Annotated in this window: 24 protein-coding genes; 20 read left to right on the top strand and 4 right to left on the bottom strand. The window is 70.9% G+C overall.

Annotation, left to right across the window (positions count from 1 at the left end):
* Positions 1–2 precede the first annotated feature (2 nt).
* The 8 genes from AC5L38_RS23555 (at position 3) to AC5L38_RS23520 (ending at position 9433) form a co-directional block, all read left to right on the top strand.
* Complete coding sequence (locus AC5L38_RS23555) at positions 3–947, top strand: tetratricopeptide repeat protein (protein ID WP_495244981.1); 945 nt, start codon at positions 3–5, stop codon at positions 945–947.
* 232 nt (positions 948–1179) lie between these two features.
* Complete coding sequence (locus AC5L38_RS23550) at positions 1180–2592, top strand: NAD-dependent malic enzyme (protein WP_495244980.1); 1413 nt, start codon at positions 1180–1182, stop codon at positions 2590–2592.
* A gap of 188 nt (positions 2593–2780) precedes the next feature.
* Positions 2781–3359, top strand: coding sequence for a YqgE/AlgH family protein (locus tag AC5L38_RS23545; RefSeq protein ID WP_350973560.1), 579 nt, complete (start codon positions 2781–2783; stop codon positions 3357–3359).
* A 318-nt stretch (positions 3360–3677) separates the two neighbouring features.
* Positions 3678–3929, top strand: a complete 252-nt coding sequence (locus AC5L38_RS23540; protein ID WP_329091055.1) for a DUF3039 domain-containing protein — start codon at positions 3678–3680, stop codon at positions 3927–3929.
* A gap of 120 nt (positions 3930–4049) precedes the next feature.
* The gene (locus tag AC5L38_RS23535; protein WP_495244979.1) at positions 4050–5087 is read left to right on the top strand and encodes a M43 family zinc metalloprotease; all 1038 of its coding nucleotides are present in this window, start codon (positions 4050–4052) and stop codon (positions 5085–5087) included.
* Complete coding sequence (locus AC5L38_RS23530) at positions 5084–6475, top strand: MFS transporter (RefSeq protein WP_495244978.1); 1392 nt, start codon at positions 5084–5086, stop codon at positions 6473–6475. The genes AC5L38_RS23535 and AC5L38_RS23530 overlap by 4 nt, the downstream gene beginning before the upstream one ends.
* 98 nt (positions 6476–6573) lie before the next feature.
* The gene (locus AC5L38_RS23525; protein WP_495244977.1) at positions 6574–7437 is read left to right on the top strand and encodes a hypothetical protein; all 864 of its coding nucleotides are present in this window, start codon (positions 6574–6576) and stop codon (positions 7435–7437) included.
* 244 nt (positions 7438–7681) lie between these two features.
* Complete coding sequence (locus AC5L38_RS23520; protein WP_495244976.1) at positions 7682–9433, top strand: DEAD/DEAH box helicase; 1752 nt, start codon at positions 7682–7684, stop codon at positions 9431–9433.
* A 110-nt stretch (positions 9434–9543) separates the two neighbouring features.
* On the opposite strand, the gene AC5L38_RS23515 is transcribed toward AC5L38_RS23520, so the two are convergent.
* The gene (locus AC5L38_RS23515; protein ID WP_495244975.1) at positions 9544–10239 is read right to left on the bottom strand and encodes a hypothetical protein; all 696 of its coding nucleotides are present in this window, start codon (positions 10237–10239) and stop codon (positions 9544–9546) included.
* A 195-nt stretch (positions 10240–10434) separates the two neighbouring features.
* Between AC5L38_RS23515 and AC5L38_RS23510 the strand changes: the two genes are divergently transcribed.
* Positions 10435–11064 carry a hypothetical protein gene (locus tag AC5L38_RS23510; protein ID WP_495244974.1) on the top strand — a complete coding sequence of 210 codons (630 nt, stop codon included), beginning with the start codon at positions 10435–10437 and terminating at the stop codon, positions 11062–11064.
* A 7-nt stretch (positions 11065–11071) separates the two neighbouring features.
* On the opposite strand, the gene AC5L38_RS23505 is transcribed toward AC5L38_RS23510, so the two are convergent.
* A complete protein-coding gene (locus AC5L38_RS23505; protein ID WP_495244973.1) occupies positions 11072–11647 on the bottom strand; it encodes an isochorismatase family protein in 576 nt (191 codons plus the stop codon).
* 4 nt (positions 11648–11651) lie between these two features.
* The gene (locus AC5L38_RS23500) at positions 11652–12929 is read right to left on the bottom strand and encodes a nicotinate phosphoribosyltransferase (protein ID WP_495245064.1); all 1278 of its coding nucleotides are present in this window, start codon (positions 12927–12929) and stop codon (positions 11652–11654) included.
* A 52-nt stretch (positions 12930–12981) separates the two neighbouring features.
* On the opposite strand from AC5L38_RS23500, the gene clpS reads away from it, so the two are divergent.
* From clpS to AC5L38_RS23470, 6 genes are all read left to right on the top strand, one after another.
* Complete coding sequence (gene clpS, locus AC5L38_RS23495; protein ID WP_329091067.1) at positions 12982–13269, top strand: ATP-dependent Clp protease adapter ClpS; 288 nt, start codon at positions 12982–12984, stop codon at positions 13267–13269.
* Positions 13270–13357: 88 nt separating this feature from the next.
* Positions 13358–13882 (top strand): DUF2017 domain-containing protein, encoded by a 525-nt coding sequence (locus AC5L38_RS23490; protein WP_350973577.1) that lies wholly within the window; start codon positions 13358–13360, stop codon positions 13880–13882.
* 9 nt (positions 13883–13891) lie between these two features.
* Positions 13892–14308, top strand: a complete 417-nt coding sequence (locus AC5L38_RS23485) for a M67 family metallopeptidase (protein ID WP_495244972.1) — start codon at positions 13892–13894, stop codon at positions 14306–14308.
* Between the two features lie 114 nt (positions 14309–14422).
* Complete coding sequence (locus AC5L38_RS23480) at positions 14423–14560, top strand: hypothetical protein (RefSeq protein ID WP_329091073.1); 138 nt, start codon at positions 14423–14425, stop codon at positions 14558–14560.
* A gap of 87 nt (positions 14561–14647) precedes the next feature.
* The gene (locus AC5L38_RS23475; RefSeq protein WP_329091075.1) at positions 14648–14926 is read left to right on the top strand and encodes a MoaD/ThiS family protein; all 279 of its coding nucleotides are present in this window, start codon (positions 14648–14650) and stop codon (positions 14924–14926) included.
* Positions 14927–15060: 134 nt separating this feature from the next.
* Complete coding sequence (locus tag AC5L38_RS23470; protein WP_495244971.1) at positions 15061–16008, top strand: PLP-dependent cysteine synthase family protein; 948 nt, start codon at positions 15061–15063, stop codon at positions 16006–16008.
* 245 nt (positions 16009–16253) lie between these two features.
* Here the strand turns inward: AC5L38_RS23470 and AC5L38_RS23465 are convergent, their stop codons facing one another.
* On the bottom strand, positions 16254–18119 hold the full coding sequence (locus tag AC5L38_RS23465; RefSeq protein ID WP_495244970.1) for a DUF3352 domain-containing protein: 1866 nt from the start codon (positions 18117–18119) through the stop codon (positions 16254–16256).
* Between the two features lie 399 nt (positions 18120–18518).
* Between AC5L38_RS23465 and AC5L38_RS23460 the strand changes: the two genes are divergently transcribed.
* The 5 genes from AC5L38_RS23460 (at position 18519) to rdgB (ending at position 22563) form a co-directional block, all read left to right on the top strand.
* Positions 18519–19310, top strand: coding sequence for a thioesterase family protein (locus tag AC5L38_RS23460; RefSeq protein WP_495244969.1), 792 nt, complete (start codon positions 18519–18521; stop codon positions 19308–19310).
* A gap of 201 nt (positions 19311–19511) precedes the next feature.
* Positions 19512–20333: a glutamate racemase gene (gene murI / locus AC5L38_RS23455; RefSeq protein ID WP_495244968.1), complete on the top strand. Its 822-nt coding sequence runs from the start codon at positions 19512–19514 to the stop codon at positions 20331–20333.
* A gap of 120 nt (positions 20334–20453) precedes the next feature.
* Positions 20454–21206, top strand: coding sequence for an MBL fold metallo-hydrolase (locus AC5L38_RS23450; RefSeq protein WP_495244967.1), 753 nt, complete (start codon positions 20454–20456; stop codon positions 21204–21206).
* 5 nt (positions 21207–21211) lie between these two features.
* The gene (rph, locus tag AC5L38_RS23445) at positions 21212–21928 is read left to right on the top strand and encodes a ribonuclease PH (RefSeq protein WP_389922691.1); all 717 of its coding nucleotides are present in this window, start codon (positions 21212–21214) and stop codon (positions 21926–21928) included.
* Positions 21925–22563 (top strand): RdgB/HAM1 family non-canonical purine NTP pyrophosphatase, encoded by a 639-nt coding sequence (gene rdgB, locus AC5L38_RS23440; RefSeq protein ID WP_495244966.1) that lies wholly within the window; start codon positions 21925–21927, stop codon positions 22561–22563. Before rph ends, rdgB begins: the two co-directional genes overlap by 4 nt.
* The last annotated feature ends 103 nt before the right edge of the window (positions 22564–22666 follow it).

The following is a 22666-nucleotide window of genomic DNA, read 5'->3' as shown; positions in this document are numbered from 1 at the left end:
TCATGAGCCCAGCGGACTTCACTCGACCCGGATCGCTCTACGGCGCCGTCGATCTCGGCGCCCGCAAGCAGGCACTCGAGGCACAGGCGCGGCGGGAGACCACCGCGCAGGAAACCGGCGGTGTTCCGGCGCCGGTCATCGACGTCGACGACGCCAACTTCGCGACCGAGGTCGTCGAACGCTCCATGAACGGCCTCGTGCTGCTGGAGCTCACCGTCACCCGTGCCGAGCAGGCCAAGCAGTACAGCCTGCTGCTGGAGAAACTGGCCGCGGAGAACACCGGCCGGTGGGCCCTGGCCAGGGTCGACGTCGAGCTCAACCCGCAGATCGCCCAGGCGCTGCGGGTGCAGAACGTGCCCGCCCTGTACGCGATCTTCCAGGGGCAGCCGGTGGCCGTCGTCCCGGGCATCGCCACCGAGCCGCAGCTGCGCGACTGGCTGTCGCAGCTGATGGAGGCGCTCGCCCAGTACCTCCCGCCCCCCGGTGAGGAGGCCGCCGCGGAGGGGGAGCAGGAGCAGCAGCCGCAGGAGCCCCCGGTCGACCCGGACGTGCTCGCCGCCGAGCAGGCCATCGACGCCGGTGACCTCGACGGCGCGGTGGCCGCGTACGAGCGGCTGCTGGCCCGCTCGCCGAACAACCAGGACGCCAAGCTCGGCCTGGCCGGGCTCGGCCTGATCCGCCGCACCCAGGACGTCGACCCGGCCGGCCTGCGGAGCCGCCTGTCCGACCCCGCCGACGTCGAGGCCCAGCTCCTGGCCGCCGACTTCGAGATGCTCTCCGGCGAGGTCGACAAGGCCTTCGACCGGCTCGTCGACGTGGTGCGCCGCACCTCCGGCGCCGACCGCGACACGGCCAGGGTGCACCTGCTCGGCCTGTTCGACACGCTCCCCGGCGACGACCCGTCCATCGGCAGGGCCCGCAGGAACCTGGCCAGCGCCCTGTTCTGAGCCCTGTTCAGCCCTGTTCCGCCCTTTTCGGGCGGCGTCACGGGCGGTTCGCCGGGACGGCCGGCGGCCCCGGCACCCGGCTCACGGTTCCGACCGCGGGCCGGGTGGCGTGAGGTATGTCGTGACCGCATCTATATGCCCAGGCCCGCTGACCGGGGCGCGCACACCCGTCATGTGATGGCACGATGGAAGGCATCCCAACCAAAGTCAGTCGCAAAGGAGCGGATTGGCTGTGGCCACCGTGCCGAGTGTGTCGTACTCCATCACCGTGCGCCTGGAGGTGCCCGCCGGCGGCAATGCCGTCAGCCAGCTCACCCACGCCGTAGAGTCCGCCGGAGGTGTGGTCACCGCGCTCGACGTGACCACGGCCGGGCATGAGAAGCTGCGCATCGACGTCACCTGCGCCGCGCGTGACACCGACCACGCGCAGGCGATCGTCGACAAGCTGGAGGGCGTCGAGGGCGTCGTCATCCACAAGGTCTCGGACCGGACCTTCCTCATGCATCTCGGCGGCAAGATCGAGATGCGGTCGAAGGTGCCGCTGCGCAACCGTGACGAGCTCTCGATGGCCTACACCCCCGGCGTGGCCCGGGTCTCCATGGCCATCGCCCGCAACCCCGAGGACGCCCGCCGCCTGACCATCAAGCGCAACACCGTCGCCGTCGTCACCGACGGCTCGGCGGTGCTCGGCCTGGGCAACATCGGCCCGGCCGCCGCGCTCCCCGTCATGGAGGGCAAGGCCGCGCTGTTCAAGCGGTTCGCCGACATCGACGCCTGGCCGATCTGCCTGGACACCCAGGACGTCGACGAGATCGTGCGCACGGTGCAGATCATCGCCCCCGGCTTCGGCGGCATCAACCTGGAGGACATCTCGGCGCCGCGCTGCTTCGAGGTGGAGCGGCGGCTGCGCGACCTGCTGGACATCCCGGTCTTCCACGACGACCAGCACGGCACCGCGATCTGCGTGCTGGCCGCGCTCACCAACGCGCTGCGCGTGGTCGGCAAGGAGCTGGGCGAGGTCCGCATCGCCCTCGCCGGCGCGGGCGCGGCCGGTACGGCGGTGCTGCGCCTGCTGCTCGCGGCGGGCGCCCGCAACATGGTCGTCTGCGACTACCTGGGCGCCGTGCACCGAGGCCGCCAGGACCTGGACGAATCGCTGCAGTGGATCGCCGACCACACCAACGCCGAGGGCTACTCCGGCGACCTGCGCGGCGCGGTCAAGGGCGCCGACGTGTTCATCGGCGTGTCCGCGCCCGGCATCCTCAACGGCGACGACATCGCCACGATGGCCAAGGACGCCGTGGTCTTCGCGCTCGCCAACCCCGAGCCCGAGGTCTCGCCCGACGACGCCCGCGAGTACGCCGCCGTGGTCGCCACCGGCCGCTCCGACTACCCGAACCAGATCAACAACGTGCTGGCCTTCCCCGGCGTCTTCCGCGGCCTGCTCGACGCCCAGGCCACCGTGGTCAGCCAGGAGATGCTGCTGGCCGCGGCCAAGGCGCTGGCCGCCGTGGTGACCGCCGAGGAACTCGGCCCCAACTACATCGTCCCCAGCGTGTTCCACCCGGACGTGTCGGGCGCCGTCGCGGCGGCCGTGCGCGAGTCGGCCGGTGGCCGGGCCCGTACGGGCATGACCGAGGCGTGATCGAGGCGTGATCGAGGCGTGAAAAGGGCCTGACGGGGGCCGAGGCTCTCCGTCACCCGCTCCACCCGCCCGCCTCACGGCGTCACGGACGCGTCACGCGACGCGTCACGAGACGCCGAGGAAGGCCCGAACCATCGGAAGAGCGGGTGGAGCAGCGCGAAAGGGGGTTCACCCCTCATGATGGAGGTATGGCGGAGGCGATCTACGTCGGTGGGCTTCTGGTGGCGACCCCGCAGCTGGAAGATCCCAACTTCCGGCGCAGCGTGGTCCTGGTGCTGGAACACGACCTCGACGGCGGCACCCTGGGCGTGGTGCTCAACAGACCGAGCGACATCTCGGTGACCCAGGTGCTCCCCACCTGGGACACCATGGTCACCGGCCCGTCCGTTCTGTTCCAGGGCGGCCCCGTCCAGACGGACAGCGCGCTCGCGCTGGCCGCCGTCCCGAGCGGGCAGGAGCCTCTCGGCTGGCGGAGGCTGCACGCGGGCACCGCCGCCGTCTCCAGGCTCGGCACCGTCGACCTCGACGCGCCGCCGGAGATCCTCGCCGGGGAGATCGCCCAGATGCGCATCTTCGCCGGGTACGCCGGGTGGTCGGCGGGGCAGCTGGAGAGCGAGATCGGCGAGGGCGCCTGGTACGTCGTGGACGCCGAGCCCGGTGACACCTTCCACCACGAGCCCGAGTCGCTGTGGCGGGCGGTGCTCCGCAGGCAGCGGGGCGAGCTCGCCTACGTGGCCACCTGCCCCGACGACCCGTCGATGAACTAGCCGGACGACCGTCCCCGGCGACCGTGCCGACGGGTGGCCGGGCGGGCTCGGGGCAGGCTCGGGCGGACTCGGGCCGGGCGAGTCCGAGCGGGTCAGACGGGCTCTGGCCGGGGGGATCCGAGCTGGTCCGAGCTGGTCCGAGCTGGTCCGGGCAGGTCAGACGGGCTCTGGCCGTGTCGGTCCGGGCAGATCAGGCGGTGGGCCACCCGGCGCGATCCCGGCCGGGACCCCGGGGCGTGCCCGCGCCGGAGGACGTGTTCCGCGACCCACCGGCCGCCGGTTCCCAGGGCACGGTGGTACGGGCATAAAATCGCCAGGGTGAGTACGAAGATTCTCCCTGAGAGCGACGTCCGGCCGGACCTGTCGCACGGCGACGGCGACCACGAGCGCTTCGCCCACTACGTCGAGAAGAACAAGATCATGGAGAGCGCGCTGAGCGGGACCCCGGTCCGCGCCCTCTGCGGGAAGGTCTGGGTGCCCAACCGCGACCCCCAGAAGTTCCCGGTCTGCCCGGAGTGCAAGGAGATCTACTCGGGGCTGCCGAAGGGTGAAGACAGCAACAACGAGTGAGTGTTGCTCATGGGTGATCGCCACAGATGAGGCTACGGTCGGGATGCCGCCGGGGGGCGGCGAACGACCAGTGTCCGGGATCTGTCGGGGGAGTCCATGTTTCGGCGTGCGATCGCCGTTGTGTCCGCATGCCTGTTCACGGTGGGCGCCGCTCCTCCCGTCCCGGCCGTTCCCGGCGGGACGGCCGCCGCGTCCGGGCCTTTGGAGTGCGCCCACGGCGCCCACGGTTCCTACGGCGCCCACGGTTCCTACGGCGCCCACGGTTCCTACGGCGCCCACGGTTCCTACGGCGCCCATGGTTCCCGCGGCGCGCACGGCTCCCGGGCCGCCCGCTCGGTGGCGGCCGAGCACGCGTCCACGACAGCGTCCGCGCCGTTCGTGCGGTCCCTGCCGGCCGCGCTGTCCATGCCGTTCGTGTCCTCACCCGCGCACCCCGGCGGGCGGCGCGGGTCGAACCCGATCCCGCAGGTGCTCACCATCACCGTGCCCACCTGGGTGCACGTCATCACCGACGGCCGCCTCGGCGCGCTCGACGCCGCCGTACGCGCCCAGATCATCGCTCTCAACGCGGCCTACTCCGGGCAGTTCGGCGGCGTGGACACCGGGATCCGGTTCAGGCTGGACGGCGTTACCCGTACCGTCAACGCGGCCTGGTTCCGCGAGCCCGTCACCCACGAGCGGGCGATCAAGCGGATGCGCAAGGGCGGCCCTGAGACCCTCAACCTCTATCTCGCCCAGCTCGGCGAGCTGGTGCTCGGCTACTCCACCTACCCCCACGGGTACGTCAAGGAGCCCGGCCTCGACGGCGTGGTCGTCGACTGGCGCAGCCTGCCCGGCGGGGCGATGCGCAGCTTCAACCGGGGATACACCGGCGTCCACGAGATCGGGCACTGGCTCGGGCTGCTGCACACCTTCGAGAAGGGCTGCGAGCCGCTGGGCGACGGCGTGGCCGACACCGAGCCCGAAGGCCAGCCCACCGAGGGCTGCCCGCTGATCAAGGACACCTGCAGGGGCGGCGGGCCCGACCCGATCCACAATTTCATGGACTACTCAGACGACCGCTGCATGTCCGGGTTCACCGCTGGTCAGGCCGTCAGGATGCAGGAGATGTGGGCCGTCTACCGGGGCCGGGGAGCGGACACTACCCTTGACGGGTGACAGCACCGAAGACAGTTGACGCTCCATACGAATCCCCCCGGATCTTCGGGCCCGAATACCGGACCGCCTCCCTGGGCATCCTGCTCGTCGTCACACTGATCGCCTTCGAGGGCATGTCCGTGAGCACGGTAATGCCCGCCGTCTCCGAGGACCTCGACGCCCTCGACCTGTACGGGGCGAGCCTCTCCGCCTTCCTCATCGCCTGCCTGCTCGCCAACGTCGTCGCCGGGCTGTGGTCCGACCGGCGGGGGCACGCCTGGCCGTTCCTGCTCGGCGTGGGGCTGTTCACGGCCGGCATGGCCATGGCCGGGGCCGCGGGGTCCAAGGAGCTGTTCATCGTCGCGCGGGTCGTGCAGGGCCTCGGCGGCGGCGCCGTCATCGTGGCGATCTACGTGATGATCGCGCGGGTCTACGTCCCGGAGACCCGGCCCCGGGTGTTCGCCGCGCTGTCGGCGGCCTGGGTGCTCCCCGCCGTCATCGGGCCCGGCCTCACCGGCCTCATCGCCGAGACCGTCGGATGGAGGTGGGTCTTCTACGGCATCGTGCCGCTGGTCGTCCCCGCCCTCGTGATGCTCCTGCCCGCGCTGCGCGTCGGCGGGCACTCCCCGGCGCCCACCCCCTCCACGGGCCCCCGCTCCAGGCCGCTCGCGATGACCCTGGCCGCCACCGCCACGGCGTGCGGCGCGGGGATCCTGCTGTACGGGGTGAGCCACCTCCACGACACCCCCGTGGCGGGCGGGATCGCCACCGTCGCGGGACTGGCCGGCCTCGCCGCGGGCCTGCCGAGGCTGCTGCCTCCCCGGGCTCTCAGGTTCGGCCGCGGCCTGCCCACCACGATCATGATGCGCGGTGTGTTCGCCTCGGCGTTCTTCGGGGTCAACGCCTTCATCCCGCTGTTCCTCACCAAGGTGCACGACTTCTCCGTCGTCGAGGCCGGGGTCGCCCTCACCCTCGGCGCCCTGGGCTGGAGCACCGGCTCCTACCTGCAGACCCGCCGCTCGTACGACAGGCCGCTGCTGGTACGGATCGGCGTTGTGGCGATCACCACGGGCATCCTGATGACCCTGCTCGCCTTCGTGCCCGGGGTCGGCGGCTGGGTCACCGTGCCCGCCTGGGTCGTCGCCGGGTTCGGCATGGGGCTCGGCATGACCAGCGTCAACGTCACCGCGATGCACCAGTCGCCCGACGCCGAGCAGGGCGCCAACTCCGCCGCGCTCCAGGTCGTCGACACCCTGGGCAGCGCGATCACCATCGGCGTCGGCGGGGGCCTGATCAACCTGATCGGCCACGACGACATCGCCACCGGCTACGTCACGATCGTCGTGCTGATGGCCCTCATCGGCCTCTTCGGGGCGATCGTGGCCCGGCGCATGCGGGAAATACCCTGACTCATTGGCCACTCCCGTAACAGCGATCACCCATAGCCGGGTCACGCCGCGGGATGCGTGGTAGGACGGTAGGACCGTCGCCGCCGGGAGGAGGTCCCGTGCACGAACGACCTCGCCGGTCGGACCCGCCCGACGAGCCCGGCCGTGGCGGTGGGCGCCGGTCCCGGCGGTCCCGCAGGGCCGCGCGGGCCGCCAGGAACGAGGTGTGGCCGTCGGATCCGGACCTCGACGACGAGCGCCGCCCCTGGCCCGCCCCCGAGGACGACGAGTACCGTCCCTGGCCGCCGCCGGAGGACGAGCCGCCCGACTCCCGCTCCCACCTGACATGGCCTCCCCGCATCCCCGAGCCCGGCGACGACCTCCCGCCCTCGGCCCGCTGGTACGGCACGCCCATCGCCCCTCCCGAGCGCGGTCAGGGGCGCCTGCGCCGCGTGCTGCTCGTGCTGCTCGCCCTGGCCGCCGGGGGCGCCGTCATCGCCGGGGTGGTCGTGCTGGCCATGCGGGCGCTGCCCTCCCCGCAGCCGGGGCGGGTGACCGACCCGGTCGCGGGGGTCAGCTACCCGCTGCCCGACCGCTGGCTCGCCGGTACGGTGCCGCCGGTCACGGACTTCACCTCGGCCGCGGGCGACGGCGTCAACACGACCGTGATGGTCATGCCCGCCGAGCCCGCCACCGACGTGCGCGCCGCCACCACCGAGCTCAGCGACCTGTACGCGCGGCTCCTGCTCCACGGCGACGAGCTGAAGGTCGTGGACGACACGGAGATCGCGGTGGGGACGCGCACCGGGCACACCCGTGCCCTGCGCGCGGAGTACCTGGACGTGGTGAACCGGCCGGCGTACCTGCGTGTGGTCTTCCTCACGGGGGCCGGGACGCGGCCGGTGGTCGTGGTCGCGATGACCCAGCCGGACGATCCCGTGTCGAGGGCCGAGATCGACACGGTGATCGCGGGCCTGCGGTGAGGCGGCCGCGGCGCGAGCCCGGCCGCGCGAGCCGGCGGCCGCGCCGGGAGGGCGGTTCCGCGGGCCCGCGCCCGCGGTTCCGGCACCGCGAACCCGCGGTTCCGGCATTGTGAGTCCGTGGTTTCAGGCACCGCGAGTCCGTGGTTCCCGGCTTCGCGAACCACTAGCACGGGGAGGCGACCTTGGCGAGGATGTCGGCGGATCGGCACGTCTTGTCGGCGGCGCAGATTACCCTGGGGACACTGTGAGCACTTTCGCCGCATCCCACCTCTCGCCCTCATATCCGGACCGTGCCGCCTGGGGCACCGCGCCGAAGCTTCGCGCGTGGCAGCAGGAGGCCTTTGACCTGTACTCCAGCCGCGAGCCGCGCGACTTCCTGGCGGTCGCCACGCCGGGTGCGGGCAAGACGACCTTCGCGCTCCGCATCGCCAGCGACCTCCTGTCACGAGGGATCATCCGGGCTGTGACGATCGTCACACCGACGGAGCACCTCAAGCAGCAGTGGGCGGACGCCGCGAGCAAGGTCGGCATCGCGATCGACCCCGAGTTCAAGAACAGCCAGGGCGCCACCTCCCGTGACTACATCGGGGTGGCCATCACCTACGCCCAGGTGTCCATGCACCCGGCGCTGCACCGCGCCCGCACCGAGGCCCGCAAGACGCTCGTGATCTTCGACGAGATCCACCACGCGGGCGACGCGAAGTCCTGGGGCGACGGCGTGCGGGAGGCGTTCGAGCCGGCCGCCAGACGCCTCGCCCTGACCGGAACCCCCTTCAGGTCCGACGTCAACCCCATCCCCTTCGTCACCTACGCCGAGGACGGCGACGGTGTCCGGCGCAGCGTCTCCGACTACTCCTACGGATACGGCCCGGCACTCGCCGACGGCGTCGTCCGGCCGGTCATCTTCCTCGCCTACGCCGGTGAGATGCGCTGGCGGACCCGCGCGGGCGACGAGATCGCCGCGACCCTCGGCACCCCGCTCACCAAGGACCAGCTCGGCCAGGCCTGGAGGGCCGCGCTCGACCCGAAGGGCGAGTGGATCCGCCAGGTCCTCCGGGCGGCCGACCGGCGCCTGACCGAGGTGCGCAGGGGTGTCCCCGACGCCGGGGCCCTGGTCATCGCGACCGACCACGAGACCGCCCGGGCCTACGCCCGCCACATCAGGACCATCACCGGGGAGGGCGCCACGGTCGTGCTCTCCGACGACCCCACGGCCTCCAAGAAGATCAAGGAGTTCTCCGCCTCCGAGCAGCGCTGGCTGGTCGCGGTCCGGATGGTCTCCGAAGGGGTCGACATCCCGCGCCTGGCCGTCGGCGTCTACGCGACGAGCATCTCGACCCCGCTGTTCTTCGCCCAGGCCGTCGGCCGCTTCGTCCGCGCCCGCAAGCGGGGCGAGACCGCGTCCGTCTTCGTGCCCTCCGTGCCGACCCTGATGGGTCTGGCGGGGGAGATGGAGGCCGAGCGCGACCACGTGCTCGACCGCAAGCCCGCCGAGGAGGGGCTGGACGACTTCCTTCTGGAGGACGCCCAGCGCAAGAAGGACAATCCCGACGTCGTGGGCGACGAGCTGCCGTTCGAGACCCTGGAGGCGGTCGCCACCTTCGACCGGGTCCTCTTCGACGGTGGCGAGTTCGGCAGCGCCGCGGAGACCGGCTCCCCCGAGGAGGAGGACTTCCTCGGACTGCCGGGCCTGCTGGAGCCCGACCAGGTCCGCACCCTGCTGAGCAAGCGCCAGTCCGACCAGCTGAAGGCCAAGCGCAACAAGCCCGAGCCCAAGGAGCCGCAGCTCGCCCCGCACGAGCTGATCGCCAACCTCCGCAGGGAGCTCAACGGCCTCGTCGGCGCCTGGAACCACCGCACCGGCCAGCCCCACGGCGTCATCCACGCCGAGCTCCGCAGGGCCTGCGGCGGGCCCGCCATCGCGCAGGCCTCCGCCGAGCAGATCCAGGAGCGGATCGGCAAGATCCGCCACTGGGCCACCCAGCGCTCCCACTGACCGGTTCACCGGATCGGGCGGCCTCCCGCCCGCTTCCGGTGGCCGGGCCGGCTGGTCTCTTCCCGATCCGATCACCCGAGCGGCGGCCCCGGCGGTTTCGCCGGGCCAGGTCACCGGATCGTGGACGATTCCTCCGGTACGCGTCCCGGCCGGATGAGGGCGATCGGCCTGCCGGTCCGCCCGTCGATCGCCCTGAACGCCCCCGTGTCGCGTACCGGCGCCGTGAGCGGCACCTCCAGGGAGGCCACGCCACCGGCGACGCTCACGGGCCACGTGGTGGCGCCGGACGAACGGCTCTCCGCCTCGCCCTCGCGCATCCACACCTTGATCGTGCGCTTCCTGTGGTGCAGAACCACGGTCGCGGTGTCGCACTCGTCCGCCCTGGCCTTCCAGAAGAGCGTCACACCGCGCGGCGCGCCCTGGCGGCGGGCCAGCCGCACCCGCTCGGGAGCCGGCATCCGGCCGCGACAGGAGGTGTTCCGCGCGGCGGACGCGCCTCGCCCACCCGGCTCGTCCAGGATGAGCCGCTCGCCCTGGCCCGCCAGTGCCCCTCGCGCGCCCTGCTGGGCCGCTTCGGGGAGCGGCGCCCACGACCGGGGCGGGAGCTCGGTGCGAGCCGCCGGTGACAGGGGGGCGGCGACCGGAGTCCGGTCGGGGATGTGAACGGCGGTGGTGGCCCAGATCGTGGCCGCCTCCAGCGTTACCAGCGAAAGCACGCTCGTCAGCCGCACCAGCGTCCCTCCGCGAAACAGGTTCCACAGGCACAGCGGGGTCAGGATCAGCCAGGAGACGCCGAGCACGAACATATGAAGTCACCACCGGTAGTAAGAAGTCTCAACTCCCCGTGATACTCCTGTCGCAACCGGTGATGTTTCTGTTTGCCCATCCATGCCGATCCGGTAATCGTTCGAATGCTCAGGGTAGGCGTCGTTGGTAACGTGTCGCCGTAACCACCCCGGGCCCTCCGCCGGGTTCCCCCTGCAAAACCCCAAAGAGGACGAGTGTTGGCCGAGATGATCCGTACCGAGATCATGGAGTACGTGGCTCCGATGTTCGAGCAAATCATGGCGAAGATGGACACCCTCGCCACCAAGGAAGACCTCGCCGAGGTCAAGCAGGAGGTCACAGAGGTCAAGGAGGACGTGGCCGGGCTCAAGGTGGACATGGCCGAGGTCAAGGAGGACGTGGCCGGGCTCAAGGAGGACGTGGCCGGGCTCAAGGTGGATGTCGCCGGGCTGAAGGTGGATGTCGCCGGGCTGAAGGTGGACATGGCCGAGGTCAAGGAGGACGTGGCCGGGCTCAAGGAGGACGTGGCCGGGCTGAAGGTGGACATGGCCGAGGTCAAGGAGGATGTCGCCGAGCTCAAGGTGGACATGGCTGAGGTCAAGGAGGATGTCGCCGGGCTGAAGGTGGACATGGCTGAGGTCAAGGTGGATGTCGCCGAGCTCAAGGTGGACATGGCCGAGGTCAAGGAGGATGTCGCCGGGCTTCGTCTCGATGTGGCGAAGTGTGCCACGAAGGAGGAGCTCGCCGAGGTCAAGCGGGACGTCGGTGAGCTGAAGGAGAACTACCGGACCATGGACGGGAAGCTCGACCGGATGATCCTTTTTCTGGGGGTGCCGCAGGAGTGAGGGGCCGTCAGGCCGGGCGGACCACGGGAGTGCCCGTGAGGCGGGCCCCGGCGGAGCCGAGTTCGGCGAGGGCGGCCTCGGTGGTGGGGGCGGCCACACCGGCGGTTAGGTCGAGCAGCACCTGAACGGACAGGCCGTGCGCGACCGCGTCCAGAGCGGTGGCCCGCACGCAGTGGTCGGTGGCGATGCCGACGACGTCCACCGCGTCCACCTGGCGCTCGCCGAGCCAGTCGGCCAGGCTCGTACCGTCGGAGCTGAAGCCCTCGAAGCCGCTGTAGGCGCCGCTGTGGGCACCCTTGCTGAACACCTCCTCGACGCGGGCGGTGTCGAAGGCGGGATGGAAGTCGGAGCCCGGTGTCCCGGCGACGCAGTGGGCGGGCCAGGTGCTCACGTAGTCGGGCTCGGCGGCGAAGTGGGAGCCGGGGTCGACGTGATAGTCGCGGGTGGCCACGACGTGGTCGTAGCCGTGCGAGGCGGCGTGCAGGGAGATGGCGGCGGCCACCTCGGCGCCGCCGCCGACCGGAAGGCTGCCGCCCTCGCAGAAGTCGTTCTGGACGTCGACGATGATGAGTGCGGTTGGCATGCGGTCAGTCAAACACGGTGGGGATCGCGGCGTAGCCCCGGGACAGCTGGTAGGCGTTCGAGGGCAGCTCGGCGACGGCCTCGCGGTGCCGGACGCGGGCCGCGTCCAGCTTCTCGCGGCCGACGATCTTTCCCTCCCTGACCAGCGGAACCTGCAGGGGGCGGGCGGCCGAGGGGGTCTCGCCCGAGACGGTGACCAGCTCGGCGACCGCCGTGCCGTCGGCGTCGAGCTCGCGGAAGGCCTCCTTGCGCCCGCCTCGGCTGGGCTTGCCCACCGACTTCTTGGCCACCGGTCGCATGATCCCTTCGGCGTCCTCGCGGGCGACGAGCTTGTAGACCAGGGCGGCGGTGGGGGAGCCGGAGCCGGTGACCAGTGACGTGCCGACGCCGTAGCCGTCCACGGGGGCCGAGGCCAGCGCGGCGATGGCGTACTCGTCGAGGTCGCTGGTGACGATGATCCGGGTCTTGTGGGCGCCGAGCGCGTCGAGCTGCTCGCGGACCTCGTGGGCGACCTGGCCGAGGTCGCCGGAGTCGAGGCGGACCGCTCCCAGGGAGGGCCCGGCGAGCTCCACCGCGGTCCGTACGGCCTGGGGCACGTCGTAGGTGTCCACGAGCAGAGTGGTGGTGGCGCCGAGGGAGGCGATCTGGGCCTGGAAGGCCTGTTCCTCGGAGTCGTGGAGCAGGGTGAACGCGTGGGCCGCGGTCCCGGCGGTCGGTATGCCGTACTCGTGGCCCGCCATGAGGTTGGAGGTGGAGGAGAACCCGCAGAGGTAGGCGGCCCGTGCCGCGGCCACGGCCGACGCCTCGTGGGTGCGCCGCGAGCCCATCTCGATGAGGGGCCTGTTCCCGGCCGCGCGGATCATGCGCGTGGCGGCGGTGGCGATCGCGCAGTCGTGGTTGAGGATCGACAGGATCACGGTCTCCAGCAGCACGGCCTCGGCGAACGTGCCCTCCACCGTCATGATCGGGGAACCGGGGAAGTAGCACTCGCCCTCGGCGTAGCCGTCCACCTTCCCGGAGAACCGGTATCCGGCGAGGAACTCCAGGGTGGGCTCGTCGACCACCTCGTTGTCCCGCAGGAACGCCAGGGACTCCTCGTCGAAGCGGAAGGACTCCAGCGCGTCCAGCACCCGGCCGGTTCCCGCCACGACCCCGTAGCGCCGGCCGCCCGGCAGCTGGCGCGCGAACACCTCGAAGACCGCCCGCCTGGAGGCGGCTCCGCTTCTCAGCGCCGCCTCCAGCATCGTCAGCTCATAGTGATCGGTAAGCAACGCGGTGCTCATGCTCTTTGTCACGAGTCGAAGACTAAGCCCGGGGTAGGGCAGACTGGTGAATGTGGGTAGCACCGCTCCAACGGAGGTCGAGCGTCCGTCAATCGACGTAAGGCCCGATCTGCCATGGTTGACGATCGTCTGGAACGACCCGGTCAACCTGATGTCCTATGTGACGTACGTCTTCCAGTCCGTTTTCGGATATTCCAAGGAGAAGGCGGAGAAGTTGATGCTCGACGTGCACCACAAGGGTAAGGCCGTGGTTTCCAGCGGCACCCGCGAGGAGATGGAGCGCGACGCGCAGATCATGCACTCGTACGGGCTGTGGGCCACCGTCCAGCGGGATTCGTGAGCGCGCGGGAGGTCCGGCGTCACCCGTCGCCACGCGGCGGTCGGCGGGCGGGTCTCGGGCGGAGTCCGCGAGGAATGGTGGGCGAGAGATGAGTTCGGGGTTCAAGCCGGGGCGCGAGGGCGGCGTGGTCACGGGTTTCGACGCCGCCGAGGTGTCGATCCTGCGCTCGCTGGTCACCCAGATCCTGGGCCTGATAGAGCCGGGGGAGACCGGTGACGACCCCCTGGAGAAGGCGCTCGGCATCGGCGCCTCCGAGCAGTCCAACGACCCGGTGCTGGCCCGGCTGTTCCCCTCGGCGTACGAGGACGGCGAGGCGGCCGCGGAGTTCCGCAGATACACCGAGGCGACGCTGCGCGAGGGCAAGCGGGCCGACGCCCAGACGATGCTCGACAGCGCCGAGCCCGGCCGGGTCGAGCTGACCAGGGAGCAGGCGCAGGCGTGGATGCGCGCGCTGAACGACGTGCGGCTCGCGCTCGGCACCCGGCTGGAGGTGACCGAGGAGGTGCACGACGAGATCGCCGACATGTCGGAGAACGACCCCCGCTATCCGGCGTACGTCATCTACGACTGGCTGACCTACCTCCAGGACACCCTGGTCCGCGCCCTTTGGTAACTTCCAGTCATGCTCACGATCTCTCGGGAACTGGTCGACAGGATCATCGCGCACGCTCGGGCGGACCACCCCGACGAGGCCTGCGGTGTGATCGCCGGGCCGGTCGGTTCCGACTCCCCCGAACGGTTCGTCGCGATGGAGAACGCCGAGCGGTCGCCGACGTTCTACCGGTTCGACTCGCTGGAGCAGCTGCGCGTCTGGCGGGAGATGGACGACCGCGACGAGGAGCCGGTCGTCATCTACCACTCCCACACCGCCACCGAGGCCTACCCCTCCCGCACCGACATCTCCTACGCCTCCGAGCCGAACGCCCACTACGTGCTGGTGTCCACCCGTGAGGAGCTGGGGGAGAAGGCCGAGTTCCGCTCGTACCGGATCGTCGAGGGCGTCGTGAGCGAGGAGGAGGTGACGATCACCTCCGGGTGACCGTCGGCTCCGGGTGTCCGTCGGCCCAGGGTGTCCGGGGTGTCCGGGGTTCGCGCGGCACCGGTGTCCGGTACGGCCGTGAGGTGAATGGCCCCTTTGGGTAAGCTGGTGAGCATGCTGACCGCCGCCCCGAGCCAGGAGGACGTCGTGCTCTCGCGTCCCGGCCCCCGGGCACGGCACGCGGGTGTCGCGCCCGTACAGAACTTCCTGTTCGCGCACACGCCCTCCGTCGTCGTCTACGACTGTCGCTGACCGGTTCCGCTGGAATCCCCCGGTGCCCGCCGGTGTTCTGATCCGGTGGGCTTTACTCCCATGACGACACAAGGAGATTGACCCGCGATGGCCATCGAGGTTCGCATTCCGACCATCCTGCGCACCTACACCGACGGTGCCAAGGCCGTCGACGCCAAGGGCGCCACGCTCGAGGAGCTCATCGGCGACCTGGAGGCCCGGCACCCCGGGCTGAAGGAGCGTCTGATCGACAAGGGCGCGCTGCGCCGCTTCGTGAACGTCTACCTGAACGACGAGGACGTCCGCTTCCTGGGCGGGCTGGAGACGCCGGTCGCCGACGGCGACACGGTCACCGTCCTGCCCGCCGTGGCCGGCGGCTCCCGCTAGCCGCGCGGCGCCGCCCGTCCCGCACGATCGGGACGGGCGGCGCACGCCACGGTCCAGGGCTGTCACCACAAGGTCAACCCGAGGCACAAGGTCACCCGAGGCACAAGGTCAACCCGAGGCGGAAGCCGTACACCATGCGTTTTGACTCACTGATCGAATCGGTCGGCCGGACCCCGCTGGTCGGCCTGCCCAGGCTCTCGCCGTCGGAGGACGTGCGGATCTGGGCCAAGCTCGAAGACCGCAACCCGACAGGTTCGATCAAGGACCGCCCGGCGCTGTGGATGATCGAGCAGGCGGAGAAGGAGGGGCTCCTGCGGCCGGGCTGCACGATCCTCGAACCCACGAGCGGCAACACCGGCATCTCGCTGGCGATGTCCGCGAGGCTCAAGGGCTACAACCTGATCTGCGTGATGCCGGAGAACACCTCCGAGGAGCGCCGCCAGCTGCTGCGCATGTGGGGGGCGCGCATCATCTCCTCGCCCGCGGCGGGCGGCTCCAACGAGGCGGTCAGGGTCGCCAAGGGCCTGGCGGAGGAGAACCCCGACTGGGTGATGCTCTACCAGTACGGCAACCCGGCCAACTGGCGCTCGCACTACGAGTCGACGGGGCCGGAGATCCTGGAGGACCTGCCGTCCGTCACCCACTTCGTGGCGGGGCTGGGCACCACGGGCACCCTGATGGGCGTCGGCAGGTTCCTGCGCGAGCGCGTCCCCGACGTGAAGATCGTCGCCGCCGAGCCGCGTTACGGCGAGCTGGTGTACGGACTGCGCAACGTGGACGAGGGCTTCATCCCCGAGCTGTACGACGCCGACGTCCTGACCACGCGTTTCTCGGTCTCCTCGGCCGACGCGCTCCGGCGCACCCGGGAGCTGCTGGCCGGGGAGGGCATCTTCGCGGGCGTCTCCACCGGGGCCGCCCTGCACGCCGCGCTCGGCATGGCGGCCAAGGCCGTCAAGGCGGGCGAGCGGGCCGACATCGTGTTCGTGGTCGCGGACGGCGGCTGGAAGTACCTGTCCACCGGTGCCTACGAGGGGACGCTGGACGAGGCGGAGGAGCGGCTCGAAGGCCAGCTCTGGGCCTGACGGCCGGCTCCTCTGGGGCTGAAGGCCGTGCCGCCCGTTCCGGGAGGCCCGGGGCGGTGAGCACGCGACGAGTGAACGACAGAGTGAATGACGGAGGGCGGGCGTCCCGGTGGGACGCCCGCCCTCTGCCGTCCCCGGGTGGGGACGGTCCCCGGCGGGCCGGAGCCCGGCCGGGGATCTGGGGAGGCCTGATCGAACAGGATCAGGGAACCAGGTGGATCAAGTGGTCAGGTGGATCGGGTCGGTCAGTTGAACAGGAGCCTCAGCGAGAAGGTCGCCTCGCTGCCCGACTGGGTGCCGCTCATGCCCACGGCACGGAGCACCTGGAGGTTGGCCTTCTCCTCGCCCTGGAGACCGCTGAGGTAGAGGTTCTCCACCTTGTCCAGGTCGGCGTAGAGGGCGAAGGTCGCCTCGCCGGCGTTGGGGATCGCGAGCTGGAAGGTCTCGCTGTCGCCCAGGGCGCCCTCCTTGTTGAGCTCGGCGGCGTAGTCCTGCGCGCTGGCCAGGACGAAGACGCCGTCGCCGGGGACCTTGGCGAGCGGCGGGACGGCCGTCCCGGAGGCCGCGAGGAACTTCTCGATCTTGCCGACGACCTCCTGCGCCTTGGCCGGGTCGGTGACGATCTTCGCGCCGATCTTCGGCTGGTTGCCGTCGAGGCCGTTGGAGTCGATGGCGAGGGTGATGTTCTTGCCGAGCAGCGTCACCAGGTCGTCGGGGAGCGACAGGCCGTACTGCTGCTTGGCCTGGTCGGCGAACTGCTGGACGCCGCCGCCCGCGGCCTGGTCGGCCGACTTCATGACCTGGGCCCACTGCTTGCCGATCACCTCGCCGAGACCGGAGATAGAGATCGCGCCGGCGGTGGAGGCCGGGAGCGTGCTGATCTTGGAGGCCTCGGGGGTGCCCATGTCCAGGCTCTCGGCGCCGCGGCTGATGCCCGCGAGCTCGACGTACTCGCCGTCGAAGCGAAGGGCGCCGGCCACGCGGACGTTCTTGATCTGGGCGAGGGCGGTGGGGTCCTGGGTCGCCAGTTCGGGGGCCATCTTCGCGAGCTGGCCCGCGTCCGCCCAGAAGGAGAGGACACCGGTCTCGCCGAGGGCGCTCAGGTCGTCGGAGAAGTTGGCGTTGCCCGACAGCGGCTCGGCGTTGACGGCCTTGTCTGCCTCGGCCTGGGTCTGGGTGAGCAGCGCGTAGTCGTCGCGGAACGCGATGCCGTACTTCTCCTTGCCCATCAGCTTGGCGATGCCCGCCGTGGCCTTGTCCTGGTCGGTGACCTGGACGGCCACCACGACGCCGGGCTCGGCGCCCGCCTTGGCCGGGGGCAGCGCGGCCAGGCCGGCGCGGACGCCGAGCCACGGCTCGATGTCGGCGGCGTAGTCGATCTTGCCGAGGCTGTCGGTGTCCTTCTTGAGCAGGTCGAAGATCGCCTGGCGCGGGTCCTCGCCGGTGAAGGAGTCCTTGGTGGTCGTGAACTTCCTGGCGATGTTGAACAGCGCCACCTTCTGGTTCGCGGCCGGGTCGAGGTCGAGGCGGACGTAGCCGAGGGCGTTGCCGGGCAGCACGTCGTGCGGCTGCGCGCCGCCGCCGCTGAGCAGGTTGATCGCGAAGAAGCCGCCGCCGCCCACGAGGGCCACGACCAGCGCGACGATCGCCGCGAGCAGCCAGCCCTTACCGCCGCCCTTGCGCGCGGGGGGTCCGGCCGGGGGGCCGGCGCTCAGGAAGTCGGGGCCCTGCTGCCAGTTTCCGGCCTGCTGGCCGTACGCCTGCTGGCCGTAGTTCTGCTGTTGCTGCTGGTATCCGGGCTGCTGCTGGCCGTATTGCTGACCGGCCTGCTGCTGCCCGTACGCCTGCTGGCCGTAGTTCTGCTGGCCGTACGGCTGCTGGTGGCTCTGCTGGGTGTTCTGCTGCGGGTAGGGCTGGCCCTGCTGCGGGTAGGGCTGCCCCTGCTGGTAGCCGCCGGAAGGCTGGGGATAGCCGGGCTGGCCGTTCTGCGGATAGGCCTGGGTGTGCGGCTGGTCGTTCTGCTGCGCGCCCTCGTTCCATCGGTAGGCGATCGTCCTGTCGGGGTTCTGACCCGGCGTGGGCGACTGGTCGGGGGGATTGTTGGCAGGCATGATCACTCACAAGGTGGGCTTAGCGGATAGGGAGAAGTTAGTGCACTTTGCTAGCAACCCGCTTGCATTGAACTAACTACGTGATTGGTGCATCTAACTGGGATCAACCCCTGCTCAACGGGGTTTTATGGACCATTGTCTGCTTTGTCGCTCTATTCCCGCAGGTCACTGCCGTTTCTTCCGCACCTTCGCCCCCCGCTTCTTTGTGCGGACTTCGCCGTCCCGGCCGACTTCGATTTCGTCGGGCTCGGGGCCGGTCCGGTTCTGGCCGACGAGTTATACGAGGCTGGCTCGGCTTTTGCGGACGGGCCGCCCGATCGGGTCGTTCGGGGGTGGGGGAGGCGAAGGCCGCGCGGAATGGGTAAAGTGGCCTCTCTAGAACAAGGTTCGGGAGCGTGGATGACGAAGTTCGACGAGGCGACAGCGGCCATCAGGGTGGACGAGACCACCTACGACGTGTGCCTCGACACCGGATACTCGATCGGCGGTCCCCTCAACGGCGGCTACCTGATGGCCGTGCTGCTGCGCGCGGTCGTGGACGCCTCCCCCCACGAGCACCCGGTGACCACGAGCGTCCAGTTCCTGCGCGCGGCCCGTCCGGGGCCCGCGCAGGTGCGCGTGGAGCAGGTCAAGACCGGCCGCACCGCCACGATGGCCCGGGCGACCCTGCTCCAGGACGGCAAGCCCTTCATCGAGGGAATCGTCACGACCGCGACCCTCGGCGACGCCGTCCCCGACTGGACGGACGAGCCCTCGGTGGCGATGCCGCCGATCGAGGAGTGCGTCTCGCTGCCCGCTCCCAAGGCCGAGTCGAACATGACGCTCAACGCCCAGATGGAGCTGGTCTTCGACCCTCCCACCATCGGCTGGCTCGCCGGAAAGCCCACCGGCAGGCCCGAGGCCCGCGCCTACTTCCGGCTGGCCGAGCCGCAGGACCCCGACCCGTACGTGCTGGCGCTGGCCGTGGACGCCCTCCCGCCGGTGGTCTTCTCCGCCGGGGAACGCGGCTGGGCGCCCACGGTCGACCTCACCTGGCACCTGCGCGCCCTGCCCGCCCCCGGCTGGCTCACCCTCATCGGCAGCGGTCGTCTGATCAGCGACGGCTGGTTCGACGAGGAGGTCGAGGTCTGGGACTCCGCCGGCCGCCTCGTCGCCCAGTCCCGCCAGCTGGCCCGCGTCGGGCGCGGCTGACGTTCCGGGCCGCCGGCTGGCCCGCGTCGGGCGCGGCTGACGTCCCGGACCGTCGGCTTCGTATCGCGTCGAGCGCGCGTCGGCTTCGTACCACGTCGTGCGATCAGAGATGTCACGAAAAATACATGGCTGAGCTGGTAATCGGCGTTGTGAGGATTCTTACCGTGATCGGTCGTCCCAGGTCGCCTAGCCTTGGGAACTGTGTCGCAGGCGAGTATTGGAATCTTTGACAGTGGTGTCGGTGGTCTCACGGTGGCCCGGGCGATCATCGACCAGTTGCCCAACGAGTCGATCTTCTATGTGGCCGACACGGCGAGGCAGCCGTACGGCCCCAAGAGCATCGCGCAGGTCCGCGCCTACGCGCTGGAGGTGATGGACCACCTCGTCGAGCACGACGTCAAGATGCTGGTGATCGCGTGCAACAGCGCCAGCGCGGCCGTGCTCCGCGACGCGCGGGAGCGTTACGACGTCCCGGTCGTCGAGGTGATCCAGCCCGCGACGCGCCGTGCCGTGCGGGCCACCCGCAACGGCAGGGTCGGGGTGATCGGGACCAGGGCCACGATCGCGTCGATGGCCTACCAGGACGCGTTCGCCGCGGCCCCCGACGTCCGGCTGACCGGGGTGGCGGCGCCGCGCCTGGTGGAGTTCGTCGAGCGGGGGGAGACGATGAGCGACGAGCTCATCGACGTCATCCGCGAGTACCTGGAGCCGGTGCTCGCCGACGGGTGCGACACGCTGATCCTGGGATGTACGCACTACCCGCTCCTCGCCGGGCCGATCTCCTATGTGGTGGGAGACGGCGTCACGCTGGTGTCCAGCGCCGACGAGACGGCCAAGGACGTCTACCGCGTCCTGCACGACCGGAGCCTGGCCGCCGTAGGGGGCGTGCCAAGACACCGTTTCCGCGCCACCGGCGACGCGGGCCTCTTCGCCGACCTCGGACGACGGTTCCTCGGACCGGAGATCCAGGCGGTCGAAGTGGCGGTAGTAGGGGATGTCCCGAACAACGGGCATCGCGTGTGACGGTGCTCGGGCGCTCTGTAGGGGGAGCGCCGGAGATCGGCGGACGAAGGGGGACGGACACCGGCCACCGGCGCCCGCGCCGTGACACGCGGCGCCGCACAGTAACCGTAGGAGGCCGCCGTGAAATTGACGATCATTGGATGCTCGGGGAGTTTCCCCGGGCCTGACAGCCCTTCCTCCTGCTATCTGCTGGAGGCGGAGGGGTTCCGGATGCTGCTCGACTTCGGGAACGGCGCGCTCGGCGCCCTCCAGAAGTACATAGGCCTGTACGACGTGGACGCGATATGCCTGTCGCACCTGCACGCCGACCACTGCCTCGACATGTGCCCGTACCACGTGGTCCGCACCTACTCCCCGCAGGGCCCGCTGCCCCGGGTCCCGGTGTACGCGCCCGCCGACGCGCGCCGGCGGCTGAACTCCGCCTACGCGATGCCGGACGAGCCGCCGCTCGACACGGCCTTCGACTTCGTGGGCCTGACGCCGGGGACGTTCGAGGCCGGCCCGTTCGAGGTGACGGCCGCGCTGGTCAACCACCCGGTGGAGACCTACGGGTTCAGGGTCTCCCACGGCGGGCGCTCGGTGGCCTACTCCGGCGACACCGGCGAGAGCGCCGAGCTGGTCAAGCTCGCCTCGGGGGTCGACGTGCTCCTGTGCGAGGCGTCACACCTCGACAGGCCCGGCCTGCCCGACGATCTGCACCTGAACGGCCGCCAGGCGGCCGAGCACGCGGCCAGGGCGGACGTGGACACCCTGGTTCTCACCCATCTGGTGCCCTGGAACGACCGCGACCGCGTCCTGGAGGACGCCTCCCGCGGCGGGTTCGGCGGGCGCATGGAACTCGCACGGAGCGGGGTCCGGTATGACCTAGGGTGAGGTCCATGGCTCGTGCAGATGGACGTTCTCCCGATCAACTCCGCCCCGTCACCATCACCCGCGACTGGCTCGCGCACGCCGAGGGTTCGGTGCTCGTCGAGTTCGGCGGCACCAAGGTGCTCTGCGCCGCCTCCGTCCAGGACAGCGTGCCGCGCTGGCGCCGGGGCAGCGGTCAGGGCTGGATCACTGCCGAGTACGCCATGCTGCCGCGCGCCACGAACACCCGCAACGACCGCGAGTCGGTACGCGGCAAGATCGGCGGCCGTACGCACGAGATCTCCCGCCTGATCGGCCGCTCCCTGCGCGCCTGCGTCGACTACAAGACGCTGGGCGAGAACTCGATCGTCATCGACTGCGACGTGCTCCAGGCCGACGGCGGCACCCGCACCGCCGCGATCACCGGGGCGTACGTCGCACTGGTCGACGCGGTCGCGTGGATGCGCAAGCGCAAGATGTGCGGCGGGGACCCGCTGGTCGACTCGGTCGCGGCCGTCTCCGTCGGCGTCGTGGGCTCCACGCCGCTGCTCGACCTCTGCTACACCGAGGACGTCGCCGCCGAGACGGACATGAACGTGGTGATGACCGGCTCCGGCGAGTTCGTCGAGGTCCAGGGCACCGCCGAGGGCAAGCCGTTCGACCGCGCCGCCCTCGACGAGCTGCTCGACCTGGGCGCGGCCGGGTGCGCCGAGCTCACCCGCCTCCAGCGGGAGGCACTGGCATGAGCGGGTCCGACACGGCTACCTCTGGTACGGCCAAGGCGCGCGTCGTCCTCGCCACCCGGAACGCCGGGAAGATCGCCGAGCTGCGCCGGATCCTGGCCGACGCCTCGATCCCGGTGGAGATCGTCGGGCTCGAGGAGTTCCCCGAGATCGGCGACGTCGCCGAGACAGGCCTCACCTTCGCGGAGAACGCCCTGCTCAAGGCGCACGCGGTCGCCCAGCAGTCCGGCCTGCCCGCGATCGCCGACGACTCCGGCCTCTGCGTCGACGCCCTGAACGGCATGCCCGGCATCTTCTCCGCCCGCTGGTCGGGAAGGCACGGCGACGACCCGGCCAACCTCGCCCTGCTGCTCGCGCAGGTCTCCGACGTGCCCGAGGGGCACCGGGGAGCGCACTTCGCGTGCGCGGCGGCGCTCGCCCTCCCGTCGGGGGAGGAGCGGGTGACCGAGGGCGCCCTGCACGGCGTGATCATCAGCGCCCCGCGCGGCACCGGCGGTTTCGGCTACGACCCGATCCTCGTCCCCGAGGGCGAGACCCGGACCACCGCCGAGCTGTCGGCGGCGGAGAAGGACGCCATCAGCCACCGCGGCCGCGCCTTCCGCGCGCTCGCCCCGATCATCGCCGAAGTGGTCGCCTGACCTCACCGGCTCGGGTCCGGCCTGCGCCGGTCGTCCGGCCTGTGGGTTCGGCCCGGCCCGGTGAAAGTGATCGTCCGGCTTTCTCCGGCGACGTGTGGCCACG

This window comes from Streptosporangium nanhuense, from assembly GCF_059358815.1.
This window is presented reverse-complemented; position numbering and strand designations above follow the sequence as displayed.

What these genes read in the sequence shown, in the direction of transcription:
- AC5L38_RS23475 (WP_329091075.1), top strand. Translation starts at nt 14,648, where the DNA reads ATGGCCATCGAGGTTCGCATTCCGACCATCCTGCGCACCTACACCGAC.
- AC5L38_RS23470 (WP_495244971.1), top strand. Translation starts at nt 15,061, where the DNA reads ATGCGTTTTGACTCACTGATCGAATCGGTCGGCCGGACCCCGCTGGTC.
- AC5L38_RS23490 (WP_350973577.1), top strand. Translation starts at nt 13,358, where the DNA reads ATGAGTTCGGGGTTCAAGCCGGGGCGCGAGGGCGGCGTGGTCACGGGT.
- rdgB (WP_495244966.1), top strand. Translation starts at nt 21,925, where the DNA reads ATGAGCGGGTCCGACACGGCTACCTCTGGTACGGCCAAGGCGCGCGTC.
- AC5L38_RS23505 (WP_495244973.1), bottom strand. Translation starts at nt 11,647, where the DNA reads ATGCCAACCGCACTCATCATCGTCGACGTCCAGAACGACTTCTGCGAG.
- AC5L38_RS23500 (WP_495245064.1), bottom strand. Translation starts at nt 12,929, where the DNA reads ATGAGCACCGCGTTGCTTACCGATCACTATGAGCTGACGATGCTGGAG.
- AC5L38_RS23480 (WP_329091073.1), top strand. Translation starts at nt 14,423, where the DNA reads ATGCTGACCGCCGCCCCGAGCCAGGAGGACGTCGTGCTCTCGCGTCCC.
- AC5L38_RS23555 (WP_495244981.1), top strand. Translation starts at nt 3, where the DNA reads ATGAGCCCAGCGGACTTCACTCGACCCGGATCGCTCTACGGCGCCGTC.
- AC5L38_RS23460 (WP_495244969.1), top strand. Translation starts at nt 18,519, where the DNA reads ATGACGAAGTTCGACGAGGCGACAGCGGCCATCAGGGTGGACGAGACC.
- AC5L38_RS23545 (WP_350973560.1), top strand. Translation starts at nt 2,781, where the DNA reads ATGGCGGAGGCGATCTACGTCGGTGGGCTTCTGGTGGCGACCCCGCAG.
- AC5L38_RS23485 (WP_495244972.1), top strand. Translation starts at nt 13,892, where the DNA reads ATGCTCACGATCTCTCGGGAACTGGTCGACAGGATCATCGCGCACGCT.
- AC5L38_RS23515 (WP_495244975.1), bottom strand. Translation starts at nt 10,239, where the DNA reads ATGTTCGTGCTCGGCGTCTCCTGGCTGATCCTGACCCCGCTGTGCCTG.
- rph (WP_389922691.1), top strand. Translation starts at nt 21,212, where the DNA reads ATGGCTCGTGCAGATGGACGTTCTCCCGATCAACTCCGCCCCGTCACC.
- AC5L38_RS23465 (WP_495244970.1), bottom strand. Translation starts at nt 18,119, where the DNA reads ATGCCTGCCAACAATCCCCCCGACCAGTCGCCCACGCCGGGTCAGAAC.